Genomic DNA, 26332 nt, shown 5'->3' on the forward strand with positions numbered 1-26332 from the left:
GCCCCATGCTCACCGCTGCAGAAATCGCCGCGATCCGTGCCGACGACACCAGCGACACCACGCGCCTCGCGCACGCCGCGCGGCTTCGGTCGGAAGGAGATCCGCGAGGAGAGTTCATCGAAGTGCAATGCGCGCTCGCGCGCCTCGATCCCTGGTCGTCGCATCCCGAACGCGCGCGCTGGGAGCGGCGTGAGCGCGAGCTACTCGCGGCGCACGGCGGCACCTTTCGTGCGCCGCTCGGACTGCGCAGGTCCGAGTGCGTATTTCGACGGGGCTTCGTCGATCTGGTGGCGCTGACTGCGGAGCGGGTGCTCGAGGTGGCGGACGCGTGGGAGCGCGGCGCGCCGATCCAAGACCTGATGCTGCTGGGTCAGGACCCCGCGAGCCTCGCCGACGCGCTGTCGCATCCCGCGATGCGACATCTTCGCTCGCTCACGATCCACGGCGGCGGCCACGACTTGTCGCGCGACGTCAGCGAGATGCTGCTAGAGCACGCGAGCTCGCTGGTCCGACTCCGGAGCCTCTCGCTGACGCAGATGGACCTGCGCAGCGACTGGGTGAAGCGCCTGGCAGCAGGCGGCCCCTTCACGGCGCTCGAGCGCCTGACCCTCGATCGATGCGATCTCGCCGCGGAGGACGTGCAGGCGCTGGTGTCGTCTCCGATGGGCGCGCGGCTTCGGTCCCTCACGCTCGACAACAATCCCTTCGGCGACGACGGCGTGCGCGCCATCGCAGCCGCAGACGGTCTGACGCAGCTCGAAGCGCTGTCTCTGACCGACGTGAAGATGACGAGCGAGGGCGTGCGTGCGCTCGCGGCGTCCCCGGGTCTCGCGTCGCTGCGGCATCTGGATCTATCGCTGAACAAGTTCGGACCGGAAGGCGCGCAGGCGCTCGCGCAGGCCACGCCGCGGAGCCGCCTCGAAGAACTGAAGCTCTGGTACTGCGGCATCCGCTCGGAAGGGCTGCGCGCGCTGGCGAGCGCACCGCAGTTCGCGTCGCTTCGACGCCTCGACCTCGGCAACAACGCCATCGACGCCGAGGGCGTTCGCGCAGTCGCCGCGGAGCGGTCCTTTGCGCAGCTCCGTCACCTCGGGCTCAACGGCAATTCGCTGGGGAGCGCTGGCGGCAAGGCGCTCGCGGAAGCCACGCAGCTCGAACACCTGCGGGTGCTCGAGCTCGGCGGCACGCAGCTGGGCTCCGAGGGTACGCGCGCGATCGTCTCCGCGCCGACCTTTGCCGCGCTGACCCGACTCAATCTCGCGTGCAACGCGGTGGGACCCGATGGTGTGCGTGCCCTCGCGCGCGCGAGCCACCTGGCGCGATTGGAGCAGCTCATCCTGCGCCTCAACGCCCTTGGGCCCGAAGGCGCGCAGGCCCTCGCCGGGGCGCGACACCTCGCGCGGCTCACGGAGCTCGATCTCACAGACAACGAGCTCCACGACGAGGGCGCGCGAGCGCTCCTCGCTGCGACGCAGCTCGCTTCGCTACAGAAGCTCGGTCTGCAGCACAACCAGCTCAGCGAGGAGAGCGCGCAGGCGCTCGCGTCGGCGACGCACCTGACCGAGCTCTCGACGCTCGAGCTCGCGCAGAACGACTTGGGCGACGAGGGGGTCCGTCTCCTCGCCGAGGCGCCACATCTCGCGGGCCTCGTGGTTCTCGACCTGTCGCGCACCCGGTTCGGGGACGACGGCGTCCGCGCCCTCGCGGCGGCCTCCCACCTCACCCACCTCGCGTTGTTGTCGCTCGCGGAGAACGGGCTGGACCGCGCGCAATACGACGCGCTCGCGTCCGCGTCGCAGTTCGCCGACACGACGATCCTCGAATAGGGCTGGTGTCCTGGGACCGAAGTTCGTCGAAGAACGATTCCCTCACCCCCATCGCCTCTCCCTCCGGGAGAGGGGAGAAACGCCGTCTGTCACCCCTCTCCCGGAGGGAGAGGGGCCGGGGGTGAGGCGCGTCCGCCTTTTGCAGCGGACTTCCGCTCCAGGACACTAGCTGCCCTGCGGTCCACCACCGTTCGGCTCGTCCGCCTTCTTCTTGCCGCGCCGTTTGTACAACGCCGAGAGCTCGAACGCCGTGGCGATGGCGGGCTCGCCGAGCTCCCGCGCCGCCGCCTCGGCCGCCTCGCGCGCCGTCCGCGCGAGGCTCACGATGAGCCCGTCGATGAGATCCAGCGTCTCGGTCTCGACAGGGGTCCCCTTCGGCTCTGCCTTGGCCTTGGCCGCGACACGGAGCGCCGTCGCCTTCACTTCGAGATCGAGGGCCGCTTGCGCGCCGCCGCGCTTCTGGGCGGCCTCCGCGACCGCAGGCTCCTTCAGGACGGCGCACAGGGCATCGAGCTGCTTGGCCAGCCCTTCGGCGTCCTCGGCGGCCGCGGACTCGCGTTCGAGCAGAACCTCGATTCTCTGGACGGCTTCGGTATGACCGGCGACCAAGAGCACGCGTTTCGCCCCGGCGAGCACCGACCGTGCGCGCAATCGCACGCCCTGCCCGTCCCGCATGGCCGTCGCGTGCGCGGCGGTGTCGAGCATCTTGTTCGTCCGCTTGACCTCGCGCCCCACGCCCGCCTGGATGAGCAAGTCCCGCGCGTCCGAGAGCTCGGCGGCGTCATCCGGCGCGAAGCCGGACGCGGCGAGCTTCGGCCCGTGGGTCTTGTAGGCATTCAACGTCTGATTGGCCTGTTCGAGCGTGTCCTCGGAGCTCCACCGCTCGCCGTCCTTGATGAATACCGCGCGCGCTTCGGGAGAAATCGTCGTCAAGTCGAGCGCCATGGGATGTTCTCCTGTTGGATGGGGCACGCTACAGGAGCGTTCGCGTGCGTGTCCAGCGTCACAGCGCGTGGAGTTGGCCACGGAGCGCGTGCGGTTGACCTGGGGACGCCATGGAGGTCACGCGGCGGCGCGTGAGGTTCGCGAGGGAGCGTGTGGGGTTCGGTCGGGATTGGCTGAGGTTCACGACCCGGTCACGTGGACCTCGGGTCCGACCGGCTTTCGCCCCACGCTGGCACGCCTGAGGTTCACGAGGGAGCGCCTGCGGCTCTCGAAGGGACGCGTGTGTTTCGTGAACCGGTCGCCTGAATCCGAAGAACACCCGCGTGAAGTCGACGAGCCGGCGCGTGGACCTGGGAGACGGCATGGCTCGACCGCGCGCGGCATTGCGCGCGGTTCGCAGAGGCAGCTCTGGACCTGCGTGGGTATGCCACAGGGGACGTGGAATACCCGCTGAGGCGCTGCGGCGCCTGACGGCGCAACCTGCTGGGCGCCCGTGGCTGGCCGTGCTCGTCGTGCCCCTGTTGGCCAACCATACTCCCTGACAGGGTATGTCCCACCTACCTGCGAATCTCGTTGCGCAGGTCAGCACTCGCCGTGCACAAGGATCGTCAGGAACAACGCGGGCCCGCGCATAAAGCCACGGGGGTGGATTGGTGTGGCCTGCGGGAACGGAAGGGTCCTTCCATGGCCTGGCTTCCCTCGGCTCGTCCGATCGGCCGGACGTGTAATGCGTCACGTCGTCATCGCCATTCTTTGGCCGTTGGGTTCATCGCCGCGCTCGTTGCGCTGTCGCTCGTTCTGTCCGGGTGCGCCTCTGCGCGCGATCCCACGATGGCCCGGATCTTCGAGGCGCCGAACGTCGTCCACGTCTGCGTACGTCCGCCGAACGTACCGAAAGACAAGCGAATCTGGGGGCTCACCCCCGACGGCACGCCCTTCTTCGGGGTCCGGGAGGTGGACCGCGCGAGAGGCAATGGCAGCCCCACCTATGTTTTCGACCTGGACGCGCCTGCCGCGAGCGCGAGGCTTTTACCGATTCCGTACAACACGCTCGAATGCCCGGCGAGGACCCCGCCAAAGCCTCGCGTCGCCGCGGCGACGGAGAAGGCCAAAGAAGCCGAAGAGAAGAAGGACGAGGGCAAGAAGGCGGAGCGGCCGAAGCCGCTGTCGCGACCGATCGCGAGGACGCCAGGGCAAGAGCGGTGCACGGCGTATCGGGAGCCGGGTCAGACGCGGAGACGGAGCGGGACGGGCGCAGGTGCTTGCACGAGGGTGCTCGTCAAGTGGCGCTGCGCGGAGCAGGCTGTCGCGGACAAACGGCCGCCCGCGGCCGAGCCTTGCCCCGGCCAGGGGCCCGAGCCGGCCAAGCCGAGGGAGTTGCCGGCGAGCGCGGCGCAGGCGTATGAGGACTGGGGACTCAGCCGGGTGGAGGCCTCCGCGCTCGCGGAAGACCGAGCCAGGGAGTGCCTCCAGGGGCTTTGCCATGCCCGCCATCCGAACTTCGTTCCGAAGTCCAAAAAGAAGCCCGCCGAGACGAACAACGGGCAGTCGTTGTCAACGGGGAGTGGCAGCGGTGGGGGAGCGAGTTCGCCGCAGCCGGCGCCGAAGACGACGACGGTCAAGACGACGACGAAGCCGGTCTCGAAGCCGAACGGCGCGGCGGCGGGGCAGGCGGGGTCGAGCGGAGGGAAGACGGCGGGAAGTGGAGGCGGTACGGTTGTTCCGGAGGGCAGGAGAATTCCTAACGATGAGCTCAAAACGCCGCCGGCAAAACGTGGAAAGGCACCAACAGGAAGCGATGGGCATCCGGTTGAGTTGCATCACCGCGGGCAGAAACCGGATAGCCCTCTGGACGAAATGACTCGCACCGAGCACCGTGGCAAAGGGAACTTCTCGGAAAATCACTCGAATACCGGGCAAGAGCCCAGCAAAATTGATAGAAAGGCCTGGAAAGAGCAGCAGCGGCGGTACTGGACGAAGGAGCACGACCGTGGGCGATTCGACGGCAAAAAGCAATGAGGTTCTCTTGCGGTTCGATCATCCGGATGGAAGCCTTGCAGTCGTCTTGGATGATGACAATCGAGTGGCGTACGCATACCTCCTTGAAGACGAGGAGGTCGTGGGCGATGTATGGCTTTACAATGTCATGGATCCACCTGACACGGTGAATTGGGAGGACCCCAGTCCGATGCCCTTCCTCAATCCGAGGGACTACTGCAAATCCGAGAAGGTGCGTCGGTTGACCCCGCAGTCTGCTGTCCAGTGTGCATGGTTCGACGCGGGGGTTGAAGTAAGTATCGATGGCATACTATGGGCTCGAATCGAGCGCGGTTCGAAGCCGGGTTGGTCGCGTCTCGCAGCGCAACCCGGGCCGCTCGCCATCCCGTTGGAAGAACGTATGCCTAGCCGATAAGCCGCCACGGCATCGTTTCCCGCCGGAGGACGAAAATCGACGCGAGCCGGTCGATTCCTTCGATCCAAACATCTCGCCCGATCATGCTGAAGACGCTTTCGCCGGAGCAGCTCGCCGTGCTCGTCCTCGTCGACCTCGCCGAGTGCTCGTGCTCGGAGGCGGCCGAGTTGCTCGGGATCCCGCTCGGCACCGTAAAATCGAGGCTCCTCGCGGCGCGCACGAACATGCAGCGCGCCCGTCGAGTACCACCAAGTCGGGAAACAAAGGAAGGACGGGCAGCCCGTGGCGCGTGAACGGAAGGCGCTCGACGACGTGGAGCGCGCGAAGGGTGAGCGGCCGACGTTCCATCCCTACAACAAGGAGAAGTGAGGAGATCCATGGGACATCAGTCATCCTTCTACCTCACGCCAAAGGACAAGGCGGACCTCGAGCGGCGGCTTCGGGAGAAGACGGACTTCATCATCCTTCTCGATGACTCACCCACGGCGTCGCCACGCGTCGTGGACTCGCTGAACTTCTCCGAGGACGACAACCCGTGGTACGGCAAGTACCTCGCGCGGCCCGAGGACCTCGACAAGATCGTAATGCGCCACGTGAAAACGCAGGGGTATTGGACTGTGGAGGATCTTTTTTCGCCCGTGCTCGAGTTCACCGGCTGCTTCTTCGACGGGAAGATCCTGCGGCGGGGGCGCGTGTACTACGTCGAGGGGTTTTATGGTCCGGATGGCGGGTGGGAGGAGAAGAGCGAGGCGTTCCGGAAGTGGGCCAAGATGGTGCATACGACCATCAAGAAGTCGTTGAAGCGGCGTGACTCGAAGTATGTCGAGTACATCGGCGCGGATGCCCAGGCGTGGGTCGACGCCGGAGGACAGCTCGTCGACTGAAGTGGGCAGCCCGTGACCTGGTAGCGGACCGTCTGTCGACGGAGCCCAGGCCCTCCTCGTGTCGAGCGTCGTGCCGGTCGTCCGCCGCGCCAAACGCAGGGGCGACCGGCACGACCACGACCGTCAGAGGCGCGTAGGCGGGCGGGTCAGGCGAGCGCGAGCCTTTTCAGGTGCTCCCGGGCGAGGTGCAGGCGGGCGAAGGCGGTCTTCGTCTTGATGCCGAGCGCTTCGGCGATCTCCCGGATGGAACGACCCTCCAGGTAAGGCACCACCACGGCCCGGATGCGCGGCCCGATTCTCAAGAGGAACCGCTTGAGCCGGAACATCCCGTACGTCGCCTGCAAAAGCATTTCCATCGGCGCAGCGACTTCCTGCTCGGGAAGGTCATCCGCGAGCCCTGCCAGGACCTCCCGCTCGCAACGCGCCAGATTTCGATGATTGCGGGCATGGTTCAGCCCGATCACCAGGAGCCACGGGCGAGCCTGCTCGGGCGTGACAAGACATTCGAGGCGTCGCCAGGCCGTGAGGAAGACCTCTTGCACCACATCCTCGACGTCGCTGGAAGGGATGGCCTGGACCAGAAGAAGGCGGCGCAGGAAATCGCGATGTTCGAGGTAAAGCCGCCCAAGGAGGGCGTGTGCCGCCGTAAAGTTTGCCGGCGGCGGATGGAACGGTATCGTTGCCATACTCATGACTCCGGGTATCGCGGGGTTGTGGGGAGACGCCGGTCGGTGATGTCAGCACCGGCTGGCGTCGCTTGCTTTGTCTCACGAGTTATCGGAGAAGGCAACGAAAAAACGGCAATGGTTCGTCTTGAAAGAACCGCTGCCGCTGCTGCTGCTGCTGGAAGGCGTGCCGCCCAACGGAGGGCGGCACGCCGGGGCCATTAACGCCGGGTCAGGCGATGCAGGGTGCCGATGACATGGTCCAGCTTGCTGCGTAGTTCTTCGTTCAGAGTGTTCACGTATCCGAGTGCTTCCGCCACGTCCAGGCACGCGCGGACCTCCGCCGCCGAACCCATGGCCGTATGCCACCGGGCCCGTTCGTTCCTTCCCTGTGAATACGCGCCCTCGCTCAGGTTCAGCGGCACACTCGCCGCCGCCCGCCGCAACTGGTCCCCGAGATTCGGATCCTTCGTCCCGATCCTCTGAATCACCGGCCGCAACAGCCTGAGCATTTCAATCGCCACGCCATAAATCCTGAGCGCCATCGTTTCCTCCGTATCCCCGACCGGGGACCCCGAACCCCGGCCCGCGCGCGGAGGAAGGCGAAAGGCTGCGAGGCGAAGCCTCGCACCGCGCGCAGCCGCGCGGAGCCGCGCGCAGCGAAGCGAGCACGGCGAGCACGGCGAGCACGGCTCGGCCTTTCGCCTTCCGAGCACGCGGGCACAATCGACCTCCCCGGACGAGAAGAAAGGACGAGCGTTCCGGAGGCAGCAGCAGCAGCGGCAGCAGCAGCAGCAGCAGCGGCAGCGGCAGCGGCAGCGGCAGCGGCAGCAGCAGCAGCAGCAGCAGCAGCAGCAGCAGCAGCAGCAGCAGCACGCCAGGGGGACGCTGTGCGTCCCCCTCGGCCAAAGAGAATCAAGCCGCCAGCGGGTGCAGCCGGTCGCGCAGCTTCCGCTTGGCGCGGGCCTCGAGCTGGCGCGCGCGCTCGCGCGACACGCCGAGGCGCCTGCCAATCTCGGCGAGCGACAGCTCCTCCTCCGGATCGGCCATCATGCGCGTCTCTACGATGTATCGCTCCCGCGGATCGAGATTCTGCACCGCCTGCTCGAGCCGCTCGCGCAGGAGCGCTCCCTCCTCGGCGCGTGAGAATCGCTCCTCTTGATCCTGGTCCTCGGCGACGAGCGTATCGACGAGCGAGCGCGCGCCGTCCTCGAACACCTTCGTATCGAGCGAGACGTCTCGGGCTTCGAGCCGCCGGGCCATCTCGACGACCTTCTCCGCGGGGGCGCCGAACTTCTCGGCGAGGAGCTTGTCCCCCGCTTCGCCCTCGCCCACGAGCCCTGCGATACGCGCGCGCTCGCGGCGGAGACGGAAAAACATCTTCGACCGGAGCGGGCCGGATCCGACGCCGACGAGGCTCCACGAATGAATCACGTGGTTCAGGATGTACGCACGGATCCAGTATGCCGCATACGTGACGAACCGATTGCCGCGATCCGGGTCGTACTTGCGGATCGCGTGTACGATCCCGAAGTTCCCCTCGGCGATGAGATCGGCGAGAGGAATGCCATAACGCCGGTAGCTGATCGCGATGGACACGACATGCCGCAGGTTGGCGAGCGCCAGCCGTGCGGCCGCGCGCTCGTCTCCCCGATCCCGGAAAGCACGGGCGAGCTCGACCTCCTCCTCGCGCGAGAGCTCCGGAATTTGCCGAACGTGCGCGATATACCGAGAAACCGCGCTGCTTTGGTCTCGAGAGGTCTGCACGTCTTCCCTCATTCTCATGAAAGGTGCGATTTCCAGTGAGGCGCACCGTCGTCGCTCGGGCCTACCCGCCGTGGACGCCGTTTGAGGGGCCTTCGAGGACGTCGGCCCCGACGGACCGACTCCCTGCATGACTCACGCCGCCCGCGATTCGTTTGAAGGTGGCCAACGTGTGGCACGCCCCTGGCTCACGGGGTGACATGGCCCCAGAGAGAAAGGACCATGGGTGCGGCGTGGCTGCACGCTGTGCGACCGGAACGGGCGCAACGGGGGCGATCTCCGAGGGACCGGAGAACGCAGAAAACCGGAAATCGAAGGGATTTTCGTGTCTTTTGCCGTCCGCGGGAGAGCGGACGGCGAGGCGCGTGGGAGCGCCTCGGGCGGGCTCAGGGAGCGTGCTAGGCGTTGAACGAAGAGCCGCAGCCGCAGGTGCTCTTCACGTTCGGGTTCGAGAATTTGAAACCCGAGCCGTGGAGGCCTTCCACGTAATCGATCTCCGTACCGTCGAGGTACTGATAGCTCAGGGGGTCGACGTAGAGCTTGATGCCCTTGTCCTCGAAGGTCTCGTCGAGGTCGGTCGGCTTGTCCTCGAAGTAGAGATCGTAGGAGAAGCCGGCGCAACCACCGCCGATGACACGCAGACGCAGGCCCTGCCCGATGAGGTCCTCGGCCGTCGCAATCTCGACGACCTTCTCGGCCGCTTTAGGCGTGATGCTGATAGACATAGTCCTCCTCGTAGCCTCGTCCGGAGGAGCCATGGACGCCGGTTGTTGCGTCACAGAGGCCGCGCAGAGGCCGGCGGCTCCCAGACGCTCCCTAAGATAGGCAACCTCCCGCGCACTTGCCAGTGGTAGATGACGCTACGGAACAAAACGCCATGCGGCTGCTACGTCACGGCGTGATCACGATGCGGAGCGGGCTCGAGGCGCCGGACGAGCGCGAGGTGCTGCGCGCCCTCCGCGTGCCGCACGCGACGCGGATCACCGACATCGAGGAGCGCGGGGTGCAGGAGGCAATTCGGCTCGCGTACGGCCGCGCGCTCGCGATGGCCTCGTTCGAAGGGGTGTTTCGAACGGCGGAAGTCGAGGAGATCCGCGAGGACGAGGTCGTGACGTGCGGGGCGCCGCCGGGGCTTCTGCGTTCGTCCGTGCTCGCGAGGCGGTTTGCGGGCGCGCGTGAGGTCGGGTTCCTGGCGGTCACGCTCGGGGAGCGATGGGACGAGGCGCTGGATGAGCTCGCACGGCGCGGCGAGCCGGCCGAGGCGTGGTTCCTCGACGCGCTGGGGACGTTCCTCGTGGACCGTGCGTCGCGGGCCGTGGAGGCGCGGATCGCATCGGATCTCGCGCGGGCCGGGCTCGCGCGGCTTTCGCGGTATCGGCCGGGGTATGAAGGCTATCCGATCGAGGCACAAGGCGCGCTTTGCCAGTTCGTGGAGGCTTCGCGGATCGGCGTGACGGCAAACGAGGCGATGAGCCTCTGGCCCCGGAAATCCGTGACGACGGTGGTGGCGTTCGTACCGCGGGAGGACGGGGGAGCGCTGGAAAACGAGGGGGATCCGGTCGTCACCGGCTCGAAATCGAGCTAAGGAGACCGCGTGAATCGTCAGGAATTCGCGAGGCGGCTGCGCAGCGAGGTGCTGATCCTCGATGGCTCGATGGGCGCGTTCTTGCAGGCGCGCGGGCTTCCCGACGGATACGCGCCGGACCTCTGGAACGTGGAGGAGCCCGACGCGATCGTCGCCGTGCACCGCGAGTACGTGAACGCCGGCGCGGACATCCTCCTGACGAACACGTTCGGGGCCTCGCGGCTCCGGCTCGGCGAGTACGGCGCGTCGGACCGCGTGCGCGAGATCAACGCGGCGGCCGTGCAGAACGCGCGGCGCGCGATCGGGGATAAGCGCGCGCTCGTCGCGGGCGACATCGGCCCGAGCGGGACGACGCTGCAACCGGGCGGAGAGCTGCCGTTCGAAGAGGCCGTCGAGATCTTCGCGGAGCAAGCACGCGCGCTCGTGGACGCGGGCGTCGACGTGATCGCGATCGAGACGATGTTCGACCTCGTCGAGATGAAGGCGGCGCTCATCGGCGTGCGCGACGTCTCGCGGACGGTCCCCGTGATCGCGCACATGACGTACACGGTGCGCGGATTGACGGACACGGGCACGGATCCAGAGACGGCGGCGATCGTGCTCGAAGCCTGCGGCGCCGACGTGATCGGCGTGAACTGCTCGGTCGGGCCGGAGGACATGCTGGAGGTCGTGGGGCGCATGGCGCGCGCGACGTCACTGCCGCTTTCGGTGCAGCCGAACGCGGGCCTGCCGGTGATGCGGCACGGCCGCACGGTCTTCCCGCAGACGGCCGATCAGATGGCGCCGTTCGCGAAGCAGTTCGTGGATCGCGGCGCGGCGATCGTGGGCGGCTGCTGCGGCACGACGCCCGAGTACATCCGCATGATCGCCTCGGAGGTCGGGCACAAGCCGCACGCGGCGACAAGCCGCTTGCCGGGGACGTGGATCACGTCGCGGAGCCGGAGCCTCCGGATCGGGAAGGGCGCGCCGTTCGTGACGATCGGCGAGCGGATCAACCCGACGGGGCGGAAGGTGTTCTCGCAGGCGATCCGCGAGGGCCGGACGGACCTCATCGTGCAAGACGCGCGGGCGCAGGCCGAGGGCGGAGCGATGGCGCTCGACGTGAACGTCGGCGTGCCGCTCGTGGACGAGGCGGCGATGCTGGAGAAGGCCGTGCTCGCCGTGCAGAACGTGACGGATCTGCCGCTCGTCGTGGACTCGGCGAACGTGCACGCGCTCGAGCGTGGTATCCGGGCGTTCCCGGGCCGGCCGCTCGTGAACAGCGTCGATCCGGTGCGCGAGAAGGCGGACTTCTTACTTCCGATCATCAAGCGTTATGGCTGCGCCGTGATCGGTATGTGCGCCGAGAGCGAGATCCCCGAGCGCGCGATCGATCGCGTGCGCAACGCCGAGAAGATCCTGCGGATGTGCGAGGAGCACGGGATCCCCAAGGAGTGGGTGGTCTTCGACTGCATCTCGATCCCGGTGAGCGCGGCACCCGCGTCCGCGGCGCAGACGATCGAGACGATCCGCATCATCACGACCGAGCTCGGATGCGCGACGACGCTGGGGTTGTCCAACGTCTCGTTCGGCATCCCGCTGCGGAAGACCGTGCACAACACGTTCCTCGCGCAGGCGATCGCGGCGGGGCTCGACAGCGCGATCTGCAACGCGGTCGATCCTCTGCTCAAGGAGACCGTGGCCGCGGCGAGCCTGTTCGCAGGAAGGGACGCGGGCTGCCGGCGCTACATCGACATGGCCGTGCCGCTCGAAGCGCAGAGGAAGCGTGATCAGGCGATGCTCGACGCGGCGAAGGCGGGTCAGCTCCTCAACGTGGCGACGCCGGGCGGCGACGAGCCGAAGGGCGAAGCGGGCGCGGGCAAGGCGAAGGGGACACGCGACCTTCTCTGGGACGCGGTCGTCGAGGGCGACAAGGACGGCGTGCCCGGGCTCGTGAAGCGCGGGCTCGCGGAGGGCCTGGATCCCTTCGACATCTTCCTGAACGTGCTCACGCCGGCGATCCGGCACCTCGGTGATCTGTTCGGCACGGGCAAGAAGTTCATCCCGCACCTCATCGCCAGCGCCGACGCGATGAAGGCCGGCGTCGCCGTGCTGATGCCGCTGCTCGAAGCGTCGGGCAACGTCGAGAAGAAGGGCACGGTCATCCTCGCCACGGTGAAGGGCGACATCCACGACATCGGCAAGAACATCGTGGGGCTGATGCTCCGGAACTTCGGCTTCGACGTGCACGATCTCGGCCGCAACGTGCCGCTCGAGGACATCCTCGCCGCCGCGCGCGAGCACAAGGCGCAGATCATCGGCCTGTCCGCGCTGATGACGACGACGATGATGCGCATGAAGGACGTCATCGACGCCGTGCGAGGCCAGGGGCTGCCGCACGTGGTGATGATCGGCGGCGCCGTGACGACGCCCTCGTTCGCCGAGGAGATCCGCGCCGATGGATACGGCAAGGACGTAGGCGACGTGGTCGCGATCGCCGAACGGATGCTCGCGACGCACAAGGAGCGGTTCCCGCGGGATGCGTCGGACAAGCCCGCCACGCAGGAGCCGCGCTCGCCCGCGCCGTAACGCATTGCGCTCGGCAGACGAGCACGTCTCCTCCCTTTCCCGCGCCCCCTTCCCCCTCCCCCTCACGGGCAGAGTCAGAATACGCTCGTCTCGATGGCGCACCTCGAGACGACCACGCTCTGGGAAAGCACGCTCGCGCCCCGCGAGGCCGACGACGCCGCGAGTCCACGCGGGACCTTGCGCGACGCGCTGATGCGCATCCGCGGGCGCGCCACGGCCATCGCGAACGAGATGGTCGCGGCGCGCACCGACGAGCCGAGCCTCGCGGACCTTTTGCACACCGACGATCTGTGGATCAGCGCGGACACGGTGGCGGGGCCGAATTTCCCGCTCACGCCACCCGAGGCGTTCGTGCTCGCATCGTCGCTCGTGGTGCACGATCTCGCGCTCGCGCTGGCGACGATGCACGAAGGCACGGACGCGCTGAAGGGCGAGCGCACATGGCTCGACGCGGTCGTGGGCATGCTGGTGCGCAAGCTCGGGCGCGCGCCGACGACAGCGGAGCTCGAGCAGCCGCCGGCCGACATCGAGCAAGAGGCGATCGCGGAGACGTTGCGCACGCTCTACGCGCGGCACGCCGAGCGGCTCGCGCTCGCGCCGTACGGGGACGCGCGCGGGCAGGAGCACCACCTGGTCGAGCCGGCAGAGCTCAGGCACGCGTACGGGTCGACGATCGGGCGTATCGCGCGGAGCCACCTGTGGCTCGCGACGGAGCTGCCGGAGCACTTCCACGAAACGATCGCGCCGCTGCCCGGGATGCCCTCGAGCTGGACGGTGGACGCGTTCAAGCTCGCGTGCCTTCTGCGCATCGCGGACGTGTCGCGGATCGATTTTTCACGCGCGCCGCACTTCTGGCGCGCGGCGCGCAGGCCCGCGGGGGCGCGGCGGGAGCACTGGGTTCTGCAGGAGAAACTGCGCGAGCCGTACGTCGCGAACAGCCGGTTGATCTTCCTCGCGGATAGTCCCTTCACCGTGGAGGAAGCGCCCGCGTTCTGGCTCGGGATGGACACGCTGGTCGCGGTGGATCGCGAGCTCCGGATCGTGGACACGCTGCTCGCGGAGGCAGGTCGTCCGAGGCTCGTGGCGCGGGGCGTGGCGGGCGTGGAGGATCCGAGCCGGCTCGCGGATTTCCTTCCCGTCGAAGGATGGACGCCGGTGGACACGCGGGTGCACGTGACGGACATCCCGTCGCTCGTGGAGCGGCTCGGCGCGACGCGGCTCGACGAGAGCGACGCGTCGATACCGCTGCGCGAGCTCGTGCAAAACGCGGCGAGCGCGGTGCGCGCGCGGCGCATGCTGGAGGAGTGGCCGAGCGACTGGGGCACGATCACGGTACGGCTCGGCGAGGACGAGGAAGGGCACTGGCTCGAGATCGAGGACACGGGTACGGGGATGTCCGCGGCGGCGCTCTCGGCGCCGCTGCGCGACACGGCGAGCGAGTACTGGTCGTCGCTGCTCCTGCGCCGTGATCCGCCGGGGCTTCTGGCGAAGGGTTTCCGCCGCGGAGGCGGCGGGCTCGGGCCGTTCGCCGTGTTCCTTTGGGGTCAAAGGGCCCGGATCACGACACGCACGTCGGAGCGGGGGCGCAAGGAGACGAGCGTGCTCGAGCTCTACGCGGGCGGGACGACGCGCCCGATCTTGCGCGCAGCCGGCGAAGGCGAGGTGATGAGCGACGCGGGGACGCGCGTGCGGGTGTGGCTGCGCGCGCCGCCGGACGCGCCGGACGGGATCTTCTATCGGCGCGGGCACGACCGCTGCTGGACGCTGGAGGAGCTCTGCGCGTGGCTGTGCCCGGCGCTCGACGTGCACCTCGACATGGAGGACGCGCACGGCAAGCGCACGCGCGTGGTGCCCGCGTCGGACTGGATGACGATCGACGGCTACGAGCTGCTCGGTCGGACATGGAGCCCGGAGCCCGAGCCGTTCGAGAGGCTCTGGCCACGCGAGATCCCGGAGATGGCGCAGAACCTGCGACCGCTCGCGACCTCGTCGGGCGACATGGTGGGCCGCGCGTGCATCCACCCGACCTACGCGGGCGTGGTGGCCGTGGGCGGGCTGCGCGCGTGTTCGATGCGCGGGATCTCGGGCGTGCTCGTGGGTCGGCCCGGGGCGACACGGCAGGCGACGGTGGTGCCGGTGGTGGAGCGGCAGGAGCTCGCGCGGTGGGCGTCGGAGCAAGCCGCGCTCTTGCCGGCGCTCGTGAAGGAGCCGGCGGAGCAGATGGCGTGCGCGCAGGTCGTGCGTGCATGCGGCGGTCGGCTCGGGGCGCTGCCGATCGCGGAGGGCGCCACGGGATGGCTGTCGGAGCAAGCGATCGCAGCGTGGGACGCGGTGCCGGACGAGGTGCTGCTCGTGCGGGATCACCAGAGCGGGCGCGGTCCGTGGTGGCGCTCGAAGATCAAGCTCGCGCCGAACGTGCTCGTGGTGCGGATGCACCTGCCGGCGATCCTCGAAGACACGCGTGATCCGACGCTGTGGCCAAGCGAGGAAGCGCCGAGGAGCGAGCCATGGCGCGCGGTGTTGCAGACGCTGGCAGGCGCGGTGCTAGAGGCGCTGGCGCGCGCGTGGGGCGTGCCGCTCGACGAGGTGGTGCGAGCGACGGGGCCGTCGCGGGAGACACGGGTGATCGGGGTGGCGGATGGGCGGACGGTGGAGAGTTTTGTGGATGTGGTGAAGCGGCCGGGTTGAGAGGGGGTTCCACAGGCATCCGACCTCACCCACCCCAACCCTCCCTCTCCACTGTGTGGAGAGGGAGGGTTGGGGGGTGAGGTCAAAGCTCCTGCATGGGAGCAAAGAGTCTCCTCGCGTTGCGGGGCGTGTGTTGCACGCGCGCAAATGGATCCATCACCCGTCGCCGAATGCGCTTGCACACGCGCAAGCAGGTCCGCGCCATCTGCTCGGAGTGGCTTGCACCCGCGCAAGGCGCATCGCGCACATGGCGCGGGGGCGCTCGCACCGGCGCGAGCGAGGAGATTGGGTGTGCGGGCTCGCGCTTGCGTCGGTGCAAGCGGAGGGATCCACGGTCGTTGGTTGCGCTCGCCCGGGTGCAAGGAGCTCCGTGCACGTGGATCGAGGCGAGTTGCACGCGCGCAAGGACAGTCACGGCACGCGGTGGGGAGCTTTTGCGTCGATCGAGGTGCGGCCGGGATGCCGCCTAGTCGGCAGCGTGCTTGCCGAGCCCCTCCGGCGCGCCCGCGCGGCGCGGGGCGAGCGCGAGCACGAGCAGCGTCGCGACGTAGGGCAAGGTCTGGATCAGGTCGCCGATGGCCGTCTTGCGCACGTCACCCTGAAGCATGATCTGCAAGGCTTCGAGCACGCCGAACGCGAGGCACGCGAGCGCTGCACGGCCCGCGCGCCATCCCGAGACGACGACGGCCGCGAGCGCGATGAAGCCACGCCCCGCGGACATGCCGGACTCGAAACGTTGCTGGTCGTACGCGAGGTGCGCGCCGCCGAGCGCGCAGATCGCGCCGGAGACGGCGAGCGCGGCCAGGCGGACGCGCGTGACGGAGATGCCGACGCTCGCGACCGCGACAGGGTTTTCCCCCGCAGCGCGAACACGCAGGCCGAAGCGGGTGCGTTGCAGGACGAAGGGGGTCGCGGCGACGGCCGCGAGCGCGCAGAAGAAGACGGGATCGGCGAGGACGCGCAGGAGCATCGCGCCGCCCGTGGCGCCCGTGGGGCCGAAGCGGAACGCCTCGATGCCGGGGGAGTTCGAGGCGCTGTCGTAAAGAGCGCGCAGGCCCATGCGCGTCGCGGCGAGCGCGAGCAGGTTCAAGGCGATGCCGCTGATGACGGCGTGCACGCGGGCGCGCTCGGTGAGCTGGCCGTGGCCGAGCGAAAGCGCGACGCCCGCGCCGATCGCCGCGACGAGGCCGAGCGTGGGGCTGTTCGTCGCGTGCGTGACGGCGACCGCGGTGAACGCGCCCGTGAGCAGGATGCCTTCGAGGCCGATCTGGATGACGCCCGCGCGCTCGGCCCACACGCCGCCGATCGCCGCGCACGCGTAAGGCACGGCGATGCGGATCGACTCGGCGAGCATGGTGAGGGAGAAGATCGAGCTCACGAGCGGACCTCCTCGGAGGCAGGCGTGGCGGCGGGTTTGTCGCGGGGAGGTTCAGGCTCGGGATCGGCGGTCTGCACGACGCCCGTGCGCTTGGTCGCGACACGGCTCGCCACGGCGACGAGGACGATGAGCGTGGCTTCGAGGACGTCCATCGCCTCCTTCGGGACACGCGCGTTCACCGCGAGGCCGGCTTGCTCCAGCGTGCCGAGGAAAATCGCGGCGAGCACGATGCCGATCGCCTTGCCGCGTCCGAGCATCGCAACCGCGATGCCGCTCCACCCCGCGCCCGCGCCGAGGCCAAGCTCGTAGTAGCCCTTGTACCCGAGCGCGGTGGAGGAGACGGCGAGCGCGGCGAGCGCGCCGGAGAGGAGCATCGCGAAGAGCATGCGCCGCTCGACGTCGATGCCCTCGGCGCGGCAAGCCTCGGGGCGAAGGCCGACCCAGCGGATCTCGCGGCCAGGCCGGGTGCGGTCGAGCAGCGACATCGCGACGAAGACGGTCACGACGGCGAACGGGAACGCAAAACTCGCGGCGCTGCCCGCGAACGAGGGAACGACACGATCGAGGCGCGGGAGCGCAGCGCCGGGCGCGATGTCCGCGGTGCGGAGCGACGTGGAGCCAAGCACCGTGGAGAACGTCCACGGGAGGATCGCGTCCACGATGCGGTTCACCATGATCGCCGTGATGATCTCGTGCACGCCGCGACGCGCGCGCAGGATCGCCGGGACGAACGCGACGAGGGCGCCAACCGCGGCGGCCGAGGCGAGCACGATCGGCAGGGCGATCGGCATGGGCAGCGAGGCGGGCAGCTTCGCGGCGACGAGCGCGCCCACGAGGCTCGCGAGCGCGAGTTGTCCCTCGGCGCCGATGTTGAAGAGGCCTGCGCGGAGCGCGACCTCGAACGCGAGGCCCGTGAAGAGCAGCGGCGTGGCCTTGAAGAGGACCTGCCCGAAACCGTAGGGCGTTCCCCACGTGCCCTCGAACGCGAGGCGCAGCGCCGAGGCCGGCGCCTCTCCGAACGCGAACGCGATCAGGTTGAAGAGCAGGATGCCGCCCGCGATCGCGAGGACGATCGGGAGCAGGGCGCGGGCGCGTTTGTCGTTCACGCGTCCTCCATGCCGAGCATGGCCCGGCCGATGACGTCGTCCGAGGTCGTGGGCGGGAGCTCGGCCACGATGCGGCCGCGGTGGAGGACGAGGATGCGATGCGAGAGGCGCCGGAGCTCGCCGAGGTCCGCGCTCACGACGAGCACGGCGAGGCCTTTTTCCGCGGCCTTGACGATCGCGCCGTGGATCGTCGACGCCGCGCCGACGTCGACGCCGCGGGTCGGTTGTCCGAGGACGACGAGCGCGCGCTCGGGGCTCGCCTCGATGCGATCGAGCGCGCGCCCCACCACGACCTTCTGCTGGTTGCCGCCGGAGAGCTCCCCCGCGCGCCGCGCCGGTTCGGGCGGATTCACGCCGAACCGCTCGATCCGCCGCGAGATCAACGCAGCTTCCGCGCCCGGTCCGTCGATCTCGCCGAGCTCGCCGAGCACGAGGTTGTCGCCCACGGACGCGTCGAGCATGAGCCCGTCCGCGTGGCGATCCTCGTGGACCACGGCGATCGCGCGGCGCCGTTTGCGAAGATCCTCCGTGGATCGAACGGCGGGCAGGCGCGCCCCGCCGAGGACGATCGAGCCGGCCACGCCGGGTTCGAGCCCCGCCACGGCGCGCACGAGCTCGCGCTGCCCGTTGCCCTCGATGCCCGCGATCCCCACGATCTCGCCCTTCTTCACGGTGAGGCTGAGGCCGTCGAGCACACGTTTGCCCCCGGCGTCGACGAGCACGAGGTCTTCGATCGAGAGCGCGATCTTCGCATCGTCCGCGAGCGCGGGCGGGCTCGCCTCGGGCGGCGGCTCTCCGCCCATGATCGCTCGCGTGAGCTGGTCCTCCAGCCGCTTCGGATCGCTGCGCTCCTCCGCGGCGATCGGCCGCGAGAGCACGGTCCTGCCGCGCCGCATGATCGTCACGTGGCCGGCGAAGCGGATGACCTCGTCCATGCGGTGCGTGACCACGGCGATCGTCGCGCCGCCTTCTGCGAGCGCGCCGAGTGTCGTGTAGAGCTCCTCCGCTTCGAGCGGCGAGAGCACCGCGGTCGGCTCGTCGAGCAGGATCGCGCGGGCGCCGCGGTAGAGCACGCGCAGGATCTCCAGCCGCTGCCGCTCGCCTACCGCGAGATCCGAGGTGCGCGCGTCGAGGTTCACCCGGAGCCCCGTCTTTTCCATGAGCGCCTCGGCCTCACGCCGCGCCTTCGCGAGATCGAGTCGGCCAAACGAGCGCGTGGGCTCGTTCCCGAGGACGAGGTTCTCCAGCGCCGTGAACGCGGAGACGAGCATGAAGTGCTGGTGCACCATTCCAATGGCGCCCGCACCGCCCTCGATCCGCACCGTGCCGGCCACGCGCGGGGCGACCCCCACCGCCGCCTTGAGCAGCGTCGACTTGCCCGCCCCGTTTTCCCCGAGGATCGCGTGGATCACGCCGGGTTCGAGGGTGATCGTGGCCGATCGGATGGACCAGCAATCACCGTAACGAACGGCGATGTCCTCGATCTTCATCACAGGGCCACGCATCGCGCCCCGAGGATACCGCGGGCCACGCGCGCCGGGATCAACGCGATGGCCTTTTTCGCGCCGTGCGATCTCGGCCCCTTCGACTATCGTCCGCGGCGTGCGACCTCGGTTTTCCCTCGTCGTGACGCTCTTCCTCGTCTCCGGTTCGACCGGGCTCCTCTACGAGGTCGCGTTCGGCAAGCTGCTCGGCTACGTCTTCGGCGCGACCGCGTACGCCGTGAGCACGGTGCTCGCCGCGTTCATGGGAGGCATGGCGCTCGGCGCGCACCTCGGCGGCAAGCGCGCCGCGCGCATCGCCCGCCCGCTCGTGGCCTACGGGGTGCTGGAGATCATCGTCGGCCTCGTCGTCGCCGCCTCGCCCGCCGCGCTCGAAGCCCTGACCGCGGCGTACGTCCACGTCGCGCAAAAGGCCCCGGGTTCGCTCGCGATCCTCACGGCGGCGCGCGGCGCGCTGACGGCGCTCGTGGTCATCGTTCCGACGGTGGCGATGGGCGCGACGCTGCCGATCCTGTCGCGCGTGGTCGCCGGCGAGGTCGGCGAGCACAGCCGGCGCAGGCTGTCGCTGCTGTACGCCATCAACACGGCCGGTGGCGCGATCGGCGCGCTGACGAGCGCGTACCTCGTCCTGCCCGCGCTCGGCGTGCGCGGGACGATCTGGGCCGCGGCCCTGGCGAACGTGACGATCGGCGTGACCGCGATCGTCGCGGGCAGACGCGCGCCCGCGGAGACCCCGGCGCGTTCCATCTTGAATGCGAAGGAGACGAACGAGCCGGACGATGCGGGCCGGAAAGCCACGGCGCCCGCCGCGCAGGATCACGGTCCTTACCGCGAGGAAATGGCGCTCGCGTTCGCGTTCGCCTCGGGGTTCATCGTGTTCGCGGCCGAGGTCGTCGAGACGCACCTGCTCGCGCTGCTCATCGGCAACAGCGCGTACGCGTTCGGCCTGATGCTCGCCGTCTTCCTCGTGTGCCTGGCCATCGGCGCGGCGCGCTCCCCTGCCCTCGCCGAGAAACGCGGCGATCGCGCGCTCGCGCTCGGCCTCGGCGCCGCCGCGATCTCGCTCGCGGTCACGATGCCGCTCTGGGCCGAGCTCCCGCGCCTCTTCCTCTTCGCGGGCAAGCACGTGCACTCCTGGGCCGGCCGCGAGCTCGTGCGTGCTCTCGCCGCGCTCCTGATCCTTGCGGTCCCAACGGTCTTCCTGGGCACGACGTTTCCGCTCCTCCTCCACCGCGTCGCCTCGATGCCCGACGTCGGCGCGCGGGTCGGACGGCTGACCGTGGTGAACACGGTCGGCACGATCTTCGGCTCGATCATCACGGGTTACTTCATCCTCCCGGCGCTCGGGTCGCAGGGCACGCTCCTCGGCGTGGTCGCGGCGCTCGCGATCGCCTCGGTGCTCGCGTCACGCGTGGCGGCCGGGGACAAGGGCTCGGCGGTGTCGCGTTTCGCGCTGCCCGCGGCCGCGATCGTCGTCGCGCTCGTACTCCCGCGCTGGGACATGGCGCGCATGACGAACGGCGCGAACGTCTACTTCTCCGCGGGCCCGCCGCCCGATCGTATCGAGATGGTGCGCGAGGACGTGCACGGCGGCGTGACCACGGTGGCGCGGCGCGCCGAGGTGCTCACGCTCTACACGAACGGCAAATTCCAGGGCGACAACGGCCCCGAGATGGCCGCGCAGCGCAGGTTCGCGCACTTCCCCTCGATGTTCCTCCGCGGAAGCGAAAAGCGCGTGCTCGTCATCGGCCTCGGCACGGGCACGACGCTCGGCACGATCGCCACCTATCCGTGGGAGCGCATCGAGGTCGCCGAGATCTCGCCCGCGATCGTGGACGCGTCGCGGAAATATTTCTCGGGCCCGGCGCGAAACTCGCTCGACGATCCGCGCACGGTGCTCTCGCTCGAGGACGGTCGAAACCACCTGCTCGTCTCGCCGGGCGGATACGACCTCGTCACGATGGAGCTCACGAGCGTGTGGTTCGCGGGCGCCGCGAGCCTCTACAGCCGCGAATTCTACGAGCTCGTACGAGCGCGCCTCGCCGAGGGCGGCATCCTCCAGCAGTGGGTGCAGCTCCACCACATCCGCAGGCGCGAGCTCGCCGCCATCGTGCGCACGCTGCGCGTCGTCTTCCCGCACGTCGCGCTCTTCGTCGGCGGATCGCAGGGCATCCTTGTGGCGAGCGCGCGGCCCCTCGTCGCCTCGCGCGCCGAGCTCGATCGCCTCGCCACCGTGCCCGCAATCCGCGAGACGCTCGGCGCCGGCACGCTCCCGGGCCTGCTCGACGAGCTCGTGGCGTCGGGCGAGGAGCTCGATCGGTTCGTCGCGGAGACGCCCGGGGAGCCGATCGTCTCCACCGACGACAACCTCTTCCTCGAATACGCGACGCCCAAGGGCAACGTGCTCGATTACTGGCAGTCGCTCCGCGAGACGCTCGCGATGCTCGATCGGTACCGCACGCCGAACCCCGCCGCGCGGCACCTCGGACCGTAGCCGCTACTTCTTCTGCTCGGGCTTCTTCTGCGTCGGGTCGAGCGAGATCTGCTTGTCCTGGACCTTCTTCACTTCGTTGCCCGTGGGCTTGAAGTTCAAGGTCGGCACGACCGCGATCACCGGCTTCTTGCGCGCTTCTTCCTCGGCCTTGCGCTCTTCGAGGCTCGGCACGTCGAGCACCATGCCGCCGGCGGTCGGGTCCTTGCCGAGGAACGCCTTGCCGTCGACCTCGGCGACGTGGAACTCGGTACGGCGGTTCTCGGCGCGGCCCATTTCGAGCTCGTTCGGCGCGAGCGGCTTCGTCTCGCCGAAGCCCACGGCGAGCAGGCGCAGGTGGCTCACGCCGTTGTCGACGAGCCAGTTGCACACGCTGAGCGCGCGCCTCGCGCTGAGGTCCTGGTTCTTGTCCTCGGCTCCGGCGTCGTCCGTATGCCCCTCGATGCGCAGGCGCGTGACCTCGGGGTGCTCGTTGATGAACGCGAGCAGCGTCTTCAGGACCTTCTCGGTCTCGCCGAACTTGTGGATCGTGGCGCTGCCGGTCTGGAAGACGATCTTGCCCTCGATGTAGATCTGGCTCTGGCCTTCCTTCGCGGTCCAGGCCTTCTCGGGGTACCAGCGCGGCAGTTGGCTCTTCTGCTCCGCCTTCGGCACGGGCACGGGCGGGAGGCGGTTGTCCGAGCAGCCGACGAGCGCGGCGAAAGCCCCCAGCGTGGCGGCGAGCGCGACGGACCTTCCAAGCGAGGTGCGGTTCATGAGAGGCCCCAAGCGTCACCCATTCCGGCCTTCTCCCGCAAGTAACTCGGTGCGAGGCGGGCTCGACTTGTGTTCCGGCTCCGATTTAGGCACCGTCCCGAGGACGTGGAGGCCCGCATGGCGCTCGTCGGCAAGCTCGAAGTCACCATCAAAATCAACCGACTCCCCACCGAGGTCACCACGGACAAGAACGGCTGGAAGGAATTCCACGTCGACTTCGGCAAGCGAGGCGCGCGCGTGAGCCTGCGCCCGCGCATGTGGAACCGTCTCGAACAGGCCGCGAACACGCACCCGCACTGGATCGCCGTGATCACCGGCCAGATGGGCGACGACGTGCAAAAGGGCATCTTCAAGCTGCTCGAACCGAACCTGCAGGTGTTCGAGTACACACCGAAGGCGCCCTCGACCGAAGCCAAACCCGAGGATACGAAGGCGCCCGATGGAAAGGCCGCGCCCGTGGCCGCTCCGGAGAACGCCGACGAAAAGCGGGCCGCCTCCCCTCCCGGGGACTGACCGCGTGTTACATCCTCAGCCCATGGCCGAAGCACCTGCCATCGAGGACAAGCTCGCTCGGCTTCGCGAGAGGCTCGTCGAGCTCGGCTCGGTCCTCGTCTGTTACTCCGGCGGCGTCGACAGCGCGTTCGTGCTCGCGGCCGCCCACGCGGCCCTCGGTCCTCGCGCCATCGGCATGACGGCCGTTTCGCCGAGCCTCGCGCCGGGCGAACACGAGGATGCCATCGAGGTCGCCCGCTCGATCGGCGCCGATCATCGGCTGGTCGCGTCGAACGAGATCGAGGATCCCGGCTACGTCGCGAACAACCCCGACCGCTGCTTCCACTGCAAGAGCGAGCTCTACCGGATCGCCGCGCAGAAGCGGGCCGAGTGGGGGCTTTCGGCGATCCTGAACGGGACGAACATCGACGATCTCGGCGATTACCGGCCGGGGCTCGAAGCGGCGCGGCTCGCCGGCGTGCTGAGCCCGCTCGTCGAGCTCGGCTTCACGAAGGCCGACGTCCGAGCGGGCGCGTCGGCGATGGGACTGCCCATCTGGGACAAACCCGCGGCCGCCTGCCTGTCGAGCCGCATCCCGTACGGTACGAGCGTCACGCGGGAACGGCTTTCGCAGATCGGCGGCTTCGAGGCCGCGCTGAAGCGGCTCGGCTTCCGGCAGGTGCGCGTGCGTTACCACGGCGAGCTCGCTCGGATCGAGCTCGCGCTCGCCGAGCTCACGCGCGCGGCCGAGCCGGAGATCCGCGACGCGATCGTCGCGGCGGGCAAGCAGAACGGATTCAAGTACGTCACGCTCGACCTCGCCGGCTACCGCGTGGGCAGCCACAACGAGGTCCTCGTCGGCAAGAGCCTGCGTATCGTGAGCTAGCGCGTTCCGAAAAGGAGGAGGTCTCGTGGGTCGATTCGATCACCTCGCCACCCAGCCTCGCCGCGGCCCGGCCGACCTCTTCCGCTGGCGGGTCCTCGATCCGCTGAAAGGCAAGAAGATCAAGGATCCGGGCGGGTTCATCACGCCGAGCCGCCCGCACGACGCGGACCTCGTGAAGAGCCCCGAGCCGAGCCTTTCCTGGATCGGGCACGCGAGTTTTCTGCTCACGCTCGGCAAGAAGAACATTCTCTTCGATCCGGTCCTCGGCGAGCGGATCGGCCCGATCAAGCGGCTCGTCGCGCCGGGGATCACGTGGCAGGACTTGCCGCCGATCGACATCGTCGTGATCACGCACAACCACCGGGATCACCTCGACGCGTGGAGCATCGAGCGGCTCGGCGATCGGCCGACGTACGTGGCGCCGCTCGGCAATGCGCGGTTTTTGAAGGCGGCCGGGGCGTCGGCGAAGATCGTGGAGCTCGACTGGTGGGAGACGACGGGCATCGATTCGCTGGAAATCACGCTCGTGCCGGCGCGGCACTGGTCGATGTATCTTCCTTGGGATCGCAATGACGCGCTCTGGGGCGGATACGTGATCCGCGGGCCCGAGGGCACGGCGTATCACTCCGGGGATACCGCGTACTGGGATACGTTCGAAGAGATTGGCCGCCGGGCGGGGCCGATCGACTGGGCGATGCTGCCCATTGGCGCGTACGAGCCGCGCTGGTTCATGGAGCCGCAACACATGGGGCCCGAGGAGGCGGCGTCGGCCGCGAAGATGCTACGCGCGAAGCATTTCGTGGCCATGCATTGGGGGACGTTCAAGCTGACGGACGAGCCGATCGGCGAGCCGCCCGAGCGGGCGCGCGCGGCGTGGCAGGCCGAGGGCGGCGCCGAGGACAACCTCTGGATCCTCGACGTGGGCGAGACGCGATATCTCGGGCGTTAGCCGCGTACCCGGAAAGCTTTACCGGGAAACGATCTGGCGCTCAGCGCTCATGGGCACGGGGAACTCGGCCCCGTACCGGAGCCGTCGGTGCTGTTCGTCACGCAGGGCGGATTGGCGGACGTATACCATACGTTGCCGGGGAGGTTCCGGATCGAGGCGGCAACACTGTTCACGCGCACCTCGAAATGGACGTGGGTGCCGCTGCAGTTGCCCGTGCAGCCAGCGTACGCGACCGTGCAGCCGGTGCTCCTCGCTTGACCATTCCACATCGTGCCGGCCCAGCCATTGAGATGCGCGTAGAAGGACTCCTCGCTGTTCTGATGGTTGATCTTGAGCAGGTTACCAAAACCTTCATTGTTCCACCCAAAGAATGAGACCCATCCGCTGTAAGCCGCACGGACCGGGAAGTTGTCGCTCAGCATGTAGTCGATGGCCTCGTAATGGCTTCCCTGGTGCGTCGCGCTGCACCCCGGGCCCGTGCTGATGGCCGAGGTTCCGACGAACGGGAGCCGGTACGTCCCCACGAGGTTGGTCGCCGAGGTCGGCGCCTTGATGGCGAGAACGCCGGACGAATCGTATGCGTCGAGATCGAGCGCGCGGAAGTCCGGGCCATAGACCTCGGCGAGCGTCCGAGGGCTCGTCTCGTCGAAGGTGAATGACGCAACGGCGCGGTCGAAGAGGGCCGCGTCGCTTTCGGGGAGGTTCGACCAGACGAACCATATGGCGTCACCACGACGGATGTTCACCATTCGGTACGAGATCTCGGGCGTCGTGCCCGTCATGAGCAACGCATCCTCGCCGGACACCCGAAAGCCCGTCTCGAGGGTCGTGGACGTTTCCCCGGGCCCGTAGACGGCAGAAGCCTTCTCGTACTTCCGAGTCCAGCTCGCCAGCGTATCGTTTGGCTTGAACGATGCCGTGTGGACGCCGATCTCGATTTTCGCGGTGGAGTTCGGATCGCGGAAGGAGACCGTCGTGCCGATGCCCATGGGCTGCTCGTCGGGGAGCTTCCAGCCCGCGGGGACCTGAAGCGAGAAGCCGAGCTCGCTGTCGTGGTAGGAGTGGACGTCCTCAGCGGGTACGCTCTCGTCGATCTGGCTGCATGCGCCGCTGCCAGCGACGGCGAGGGTGGCAAACAGGACGGCGAAAAGGCGGTTGATGATTCGGAAATCGTCGCGGGGCATAACTCTCCAACACCGCGTCTCGAGACACACGAAAACTCTGGTGTTGGAGCGGCAAGGTAGTCGCCCTACAATGGGTGGCCAACTTTACAGGCGCGCCCGCCGCAATGATCGACGAGGCAGGCGAGAGCGGACTCCCGAAACGTGCGCGGGGGGGGCTGAGCATTGGTCTCATCTGGGAGCCGCTTCGCTGGGGCGTTGCCCCAGGCCCCACCGGGGCTATCCGCCCCTGGACCCGGACCAGCGCAAGCGC

The 26332-nt window shown here is 68.7% G+C and carries 22 protein-coding genes; 11 read left to right on the forward strand and 11 right to left on the reverse strand.

The features are described 5' to 3' along the window. The first annotated feature begins 5 nt into the window (after positions 1-5). Positions 6-1826, forward strand: a complete 1821-nt coding sequence (locus KEG57_RS32225; RefSeq protein ID WP_272421061.1) for a hypothetical protein — start codon at positions 6-8, stop codon at positions 1824-1826. Between the two features lie 165 nt (positions 1827-1991). On the opposite strand, the gene KEG57_RS32230 is transcribed toward KEG57_RS32225, so the two are convergent. Continuing rightward, the gene (locus KEG57_RS32230; RefSeq protein ID WP_272421060.1) at positions 1992-2771 is read right to left on the reverse strand and encodes a hypothetical protein; all 780 of its coding nucleotides are present in this window, start codon (positions 2769-2771) and stop codon (positions 1992-1994) included. Between the two features lie 831 nt (positions 2772-3602). On the opposite strand from KEG57_RS32230, the gene KEG57_RS32235 reads away from it, so the two are divergent. The 3 genes from KEG57_RS32235 (at position 3603) to KEG57_RS32245 (ending at position 6068) form a co-directional block, all read left to right on the forward strand. Further along, a complete protein-coding gene (locus tag KEG57_RS32235) occupies positions 3603-4790 on the forward strand; it encodes an HNH/ENDO VII family nuclease (protein ID WP_272421059.1) in 1188 nt (395 codons plus the stop codon). 477 nt (positions 4791-5267) lie between these two features. After that, on the forward strand, positions 5268-5477 hold the full coding sequence (locus tag KEG57_RS32240; RefSeq protein ID WP_272421058.1) for a sigma factor-like helix-turn-helix DNA-binding protein: 210 nt from the start codon (positions 5268-5270) through the stop codon (positions 5475-5477). A gap of 84 nt (positions 5478-5561) precedes the next feature. Next, positions 5562-6068 (forward strand): hypothetical protein, encoded by a 507-nt coding sequence (locus tag KEG57_RS32245; RefSeq protein WP_272421057.1) that lies wholly within the window; start codon positions 5562-5564, stop codon positions 6066-6068. 146 nt (positions 6069-6214) lie between these two features. On the opposite strand, the gene KEG57_RS32250 is transcribed toward KEG57_RS32245, so the two are convergent. The 5 genes from KEG57_RS32250 to erpA form a co-directional block, all read right to left on the reverse strand. Further along, on the reverse strand, positions 6215-6754 hold the full coding sequence (locus tag KEG57_RS32250) for an RNA polymerase sigma factor (protein ID WP_272421056.1): 540 nt from the start codon (positions 6752-6754) through the stop codon (positions 6215-6217). 200 nt (positions 6755-6954) lie between these two features. After that, complete coding sequence (locus KEG57_RS32255; RefSeq protein WP_272421055.1) at positions 6955-7278, reverse strand: four helix bundle protein; 324 nt, start codon at positions 7276-7278, stop codon at positions 6955-6957. After that, positions 7247-7609, reverse strand: coding sequence for a hypothetical protein (locus KEG57_RS32260; protein WP_272421054.1), 363 nt, complete (start codon positions 7607-7609; stop codon positions 7247-7249). The genes KEG57_RS32255 and KEG57_RS32260 overlap by 32 nt, the downstream gene beginning before the upstream one ends. 39 nt (positions 7610-7648) lie before the next feature. Beyond that, positions 7649-8500: a sigma-70 family RNA polymerase sigma factor gene (locus KEG57_RS32265; RefSeq protein ID WP_136931464.1), complete on the reverse strand. Its 852-nt coding sequence runs from the start codon at positions 8498-8500 to the stop codon at positions 7649-7651. Between the two features lie 395 nt (positions 8501-8895). Then, positions 8896-9222 (reverse strand): iron-sulfur cluster insertion protein ErpA, encoded by a 327-nt coding sequence (gene erpA, locus KEG57_RS32270; RefSeq protein WP_272421053.1) that lies wholly within the window; start codon positions 9220-9222, stop codon positions 8896-8898. A gap of 152 nt (positions 9223-9374) precedes the next feature. Between erpA and KEG57_RS32275 the strand changes: the two genes are divergently transcribed. The 3 genes from KEG57_RS32275 to KEG57_RS32285 all read left to right on the forward strand — a co-directional run bounded on the left by KEG57_RS32275 (position 9375) and on the right by KEG57_RS32285 (position 15338). Further along, on the forward strand, positions 9375-10082 hold the full coding sequence (locus KEG57_RS32275; protein ID WP_272421052.1) for a hypothetical protein: 708 nt from the start codon (positions 9375-9377) through the stop codon (positions 10080-10082). A 9-nt stretch (positions 10083-10091) separates the two neighbouring features. Next, positions 10092-12650 (forward strand): homocysteine S-methyltransferase family protein, encoded by a 2559-nt coding sequence (locus KEG57_RS32280; RefSeq protein WP_272458786.1) that lies wholly within the window; start codon positions 10092-10094, stop codon positions 12648-12650. A gap of 93 nt (positions 12651-12743) precedes the next feature. Then, positions 12744-15338, forward strand: a complete 2595-nt coding sequence (locus tag KEG57_RS32285) for an HD domain-containing protein (RefSeq protein WP_272421050.1) — start codon at positions 12744-12746, stop codon at positions 15336-15338. A 466-nt stretch (positions 15339-15804) separates the two neighbouring features. Here KEG57_RS32285 and KEG57_RS32290 read toward each other — a convergent pair whose 3' ends face one another. From KEG57_RS32290 to KEG57_RS32300, 3 genes are read right to left on the reverse strand one after another with little or no spacing between them, the layout of a single operon-like run. Beyond that, complete coding sequence (locus KEG57_RS32290) at positions 15805-16716, reverse strand: ABC transporter permease (protein WP_272458785.1); 912 nt, start codon at positions 16714-16716, stop codon at positions 15805-15807. Next, complete coding sequence (locus KEG57_RS32295; RefSeq protein ID WP_272421048.1) at positions 16713-17822, reverse strand: ABC transporter permease; 1110 nt, start codon at positions 17820-17822, stop codon at positions 16713-16715. Before KEG57_RS32295 ends, KEG57_RS32290 begins: the two co-directional genes overlap by 4 nt. Beyond that, entirely contained in the window at positions 17819-19327 is a 1509-nt protein-coding gene (locus KEG57_RS32300; protein WP_272421047.1) for an ABC transporter ATP-binding protein, read from the reverse strand. Before KEG57_RS32300 ends, KEG57_RS32295 begins: the two co-directional genes overlap by 4 nt. Before the next feature lie 97 nt (positions 19328-19424). Between KEG57_RS32300 and KEG57_RS32305 the strand changes: the two genes are divergently transcribed. Beyond that, entirely contained in the window at positions 19425-21818 is a 2394-nt protein-coding gene (locus KEG57_RS32305; protein ID WP_272421046.1) for a fused MFS/spermidine synthase, read from the forward strand. A 3-nt stretch (positions 21819-21821) separates the two neighbouring features. Here KEG57_RS32305 and KEG57_RS32310 read toward each other — a convergent pair whose 3' ends face one another. Next, positions 21822-22571 (reverse strand): OmpA family protein, encoded by a 750-nt coding sequence (locus KEG57_RS32310; protein WP_272421045.1) that lies wholly within the window; start codon positions 22569-22571, stop codon positions 21822-21824. Positions 22572-22688: 117 nt separating this feature from the next. Here KEG57_RS32310 and KEG57_RS32315 point away from each other — a divergent pair, with 117 nt between their 5' ends. The 3 genes from KEG57_RS32315 to KEG57_RS32325 are packed head-to-tail and all read left to right on the forward strand — an operon-like array spanning position 22689 to position 24898. After that, positions 22689-23084 (forward strand): hypothetical protein, encoded by a 396-nt coding sequence (locus KEG57_RS32315; protein ID WP_272421044.1) that lies wholly within the window; start codon positions 22689-22691, stop codon positions 23082-23084. Positions 23085-23106: 22 nt separating this feature from the next. Continuing rightward, entirely contained in the window at positions 23107-23949 is an 843-nt protein-coding gene (larE, locus tag KEG57_RS32320; protein ID WP_272421043.1) for an ATP-dependent sacrificial sulfur transferase LarE, read from the forward strand. Between the two features lie 25 nt (positions 23950-23974). After that, positions 23975-24898: an MBL fold metallo-hydrolase gene (locus KEG57_RS32325; RefSeq protein ID WP_272421042.1), complete on the forward strand. Its 924-nt coding sequence runs from the start codon at positions 23975-23977 to the stop codon at positions 24896-24898. Between the two features lie 47 nt (positions 24899-24945). On the opposite strand, the gene KEG57_RS32330 is transcribed toward KEG57_RS32325, so the two are convergent. Beyond that, the gene (locus KEG57_RS32330; RefSeq protein WP_272421041.1) at positions 24946-26082 is read right to left on the reverse strand and encodes a M23 family metallopeptidase; all 1137 of its coding nucleotides are present in this window, start codon (positions 26080-26082) and stop codon (positions 24946-24948) included. Positions 26083-26332 lie beyond the last annotated feature (250 nt).

It is taken from the genome of Polyangium jinanense (assembly GCF_028435365.1).

Bases quoted from the DNA above. Each gene is read 5' to 3' on its own strand.
- KEG57_RS32225 (WP_272421061.1), top strand. From the start codon at position 6: ATGCTCACCGCTGCAGAAATCGCCGCGATCCGTGCCGACGACACCAGC.
- KEG57_RS32230 (WP_272421060.1), bottom strand. From the start codon at position 2,771: ATGGCGCTCGACTTGACGACGATTTCTCCCGAAGCGCGCGCGGTATTC.
- KEG57_RS32235 (WP_272421059.1), top strand. From the start codon at position 3,603: ATGGCCCGGATCTTCGAGGCGCCGAACGTCGTCCACGTCTGCGTACGT.
- KEG57_RS32240 (WP_272421058.1), top strand. From the start codon at position 5,268: ATGCTGAAGACGCTTTCGCCGGAGCAGCTCGCCGTGCTCGTCCTCGTC.
- KEG57_RS32245 (WP_272421057.1), top strand. From the start codon at position 5,562: ATGGGACATCAGTCATCCTTCTACCTCACGCCAAAGGACAAGGCGGAC.
- KEG57_RS32250 (WP_272421056.1), bottom strand. From the start codon at position 6,754: ATGGCAACGATACCGTTCCATCCGCCGCCGGCAAACTTTACGGCGGCA.
- KEG57_RS32255 (WP_272421055.1), bottom strand. From the start codon at position 7,278: ATGGCGCTCAGGATTTATGGCGTGGCGATTGAAATGCTCAGGCTGTTG.
- erpA (WP_272421053.1), bottom strand. From the start codon at position 9,222: ATGTCTATCAGCATCACGCCTAAAGCGGCCGAGAAGGTCGTCGAGATT.
- KEG57_RS32275 (WP_272421052.1), top strand. From the start codon at position 9,375: ATGCGGCTGCTACGTCACGGCGTGATCACGATGCGGAGCGGGCTCGAG.
- KEG57_RS32285 (WP_272421050.1), top strand. From the start codon at position 12,744: ATGGCGCACCTCGAGACGACCACGCTCTGGGAAAGCACGCTCGCGCCC.
- KEG57_RS32300 (WP_272421047.1), bottom strand. From the start codon at position 19,327: ATGCGTGGCCCTGTGATGAAGATCGAGGACATCGCCGTTCGTTACGGT.
- KEG57_RS32310 (WP_272421045.1), bottom strand. From the start codon at position 22,571: ATGAACCGCACCTCGCTTGGAAGGTCCGTCGCGCTCGCCGCCACGCTG.
- KEG57_RS32315 (WP_272421044.1), top strand. From the start codon at position 22,689: ATGGCGCTCGTCGGCAAGCTCGAAGTCACCATCAAAATCAACCGACTC.
- larE (WP_272421043.1), top strand. From the start codon at position 23,107: ATGGCCGAAGCACCTGCCATCGAGGACAAGCTCGCTCGGCTTCGCGAG.
- KEG57_RS32330 (WP_272421041.1), bottom strand. From the start codon at position 26,082: ATGCCCCGCGACGATTTCCGAATCATCAACCGCCTTTTCGCCGTCCTG.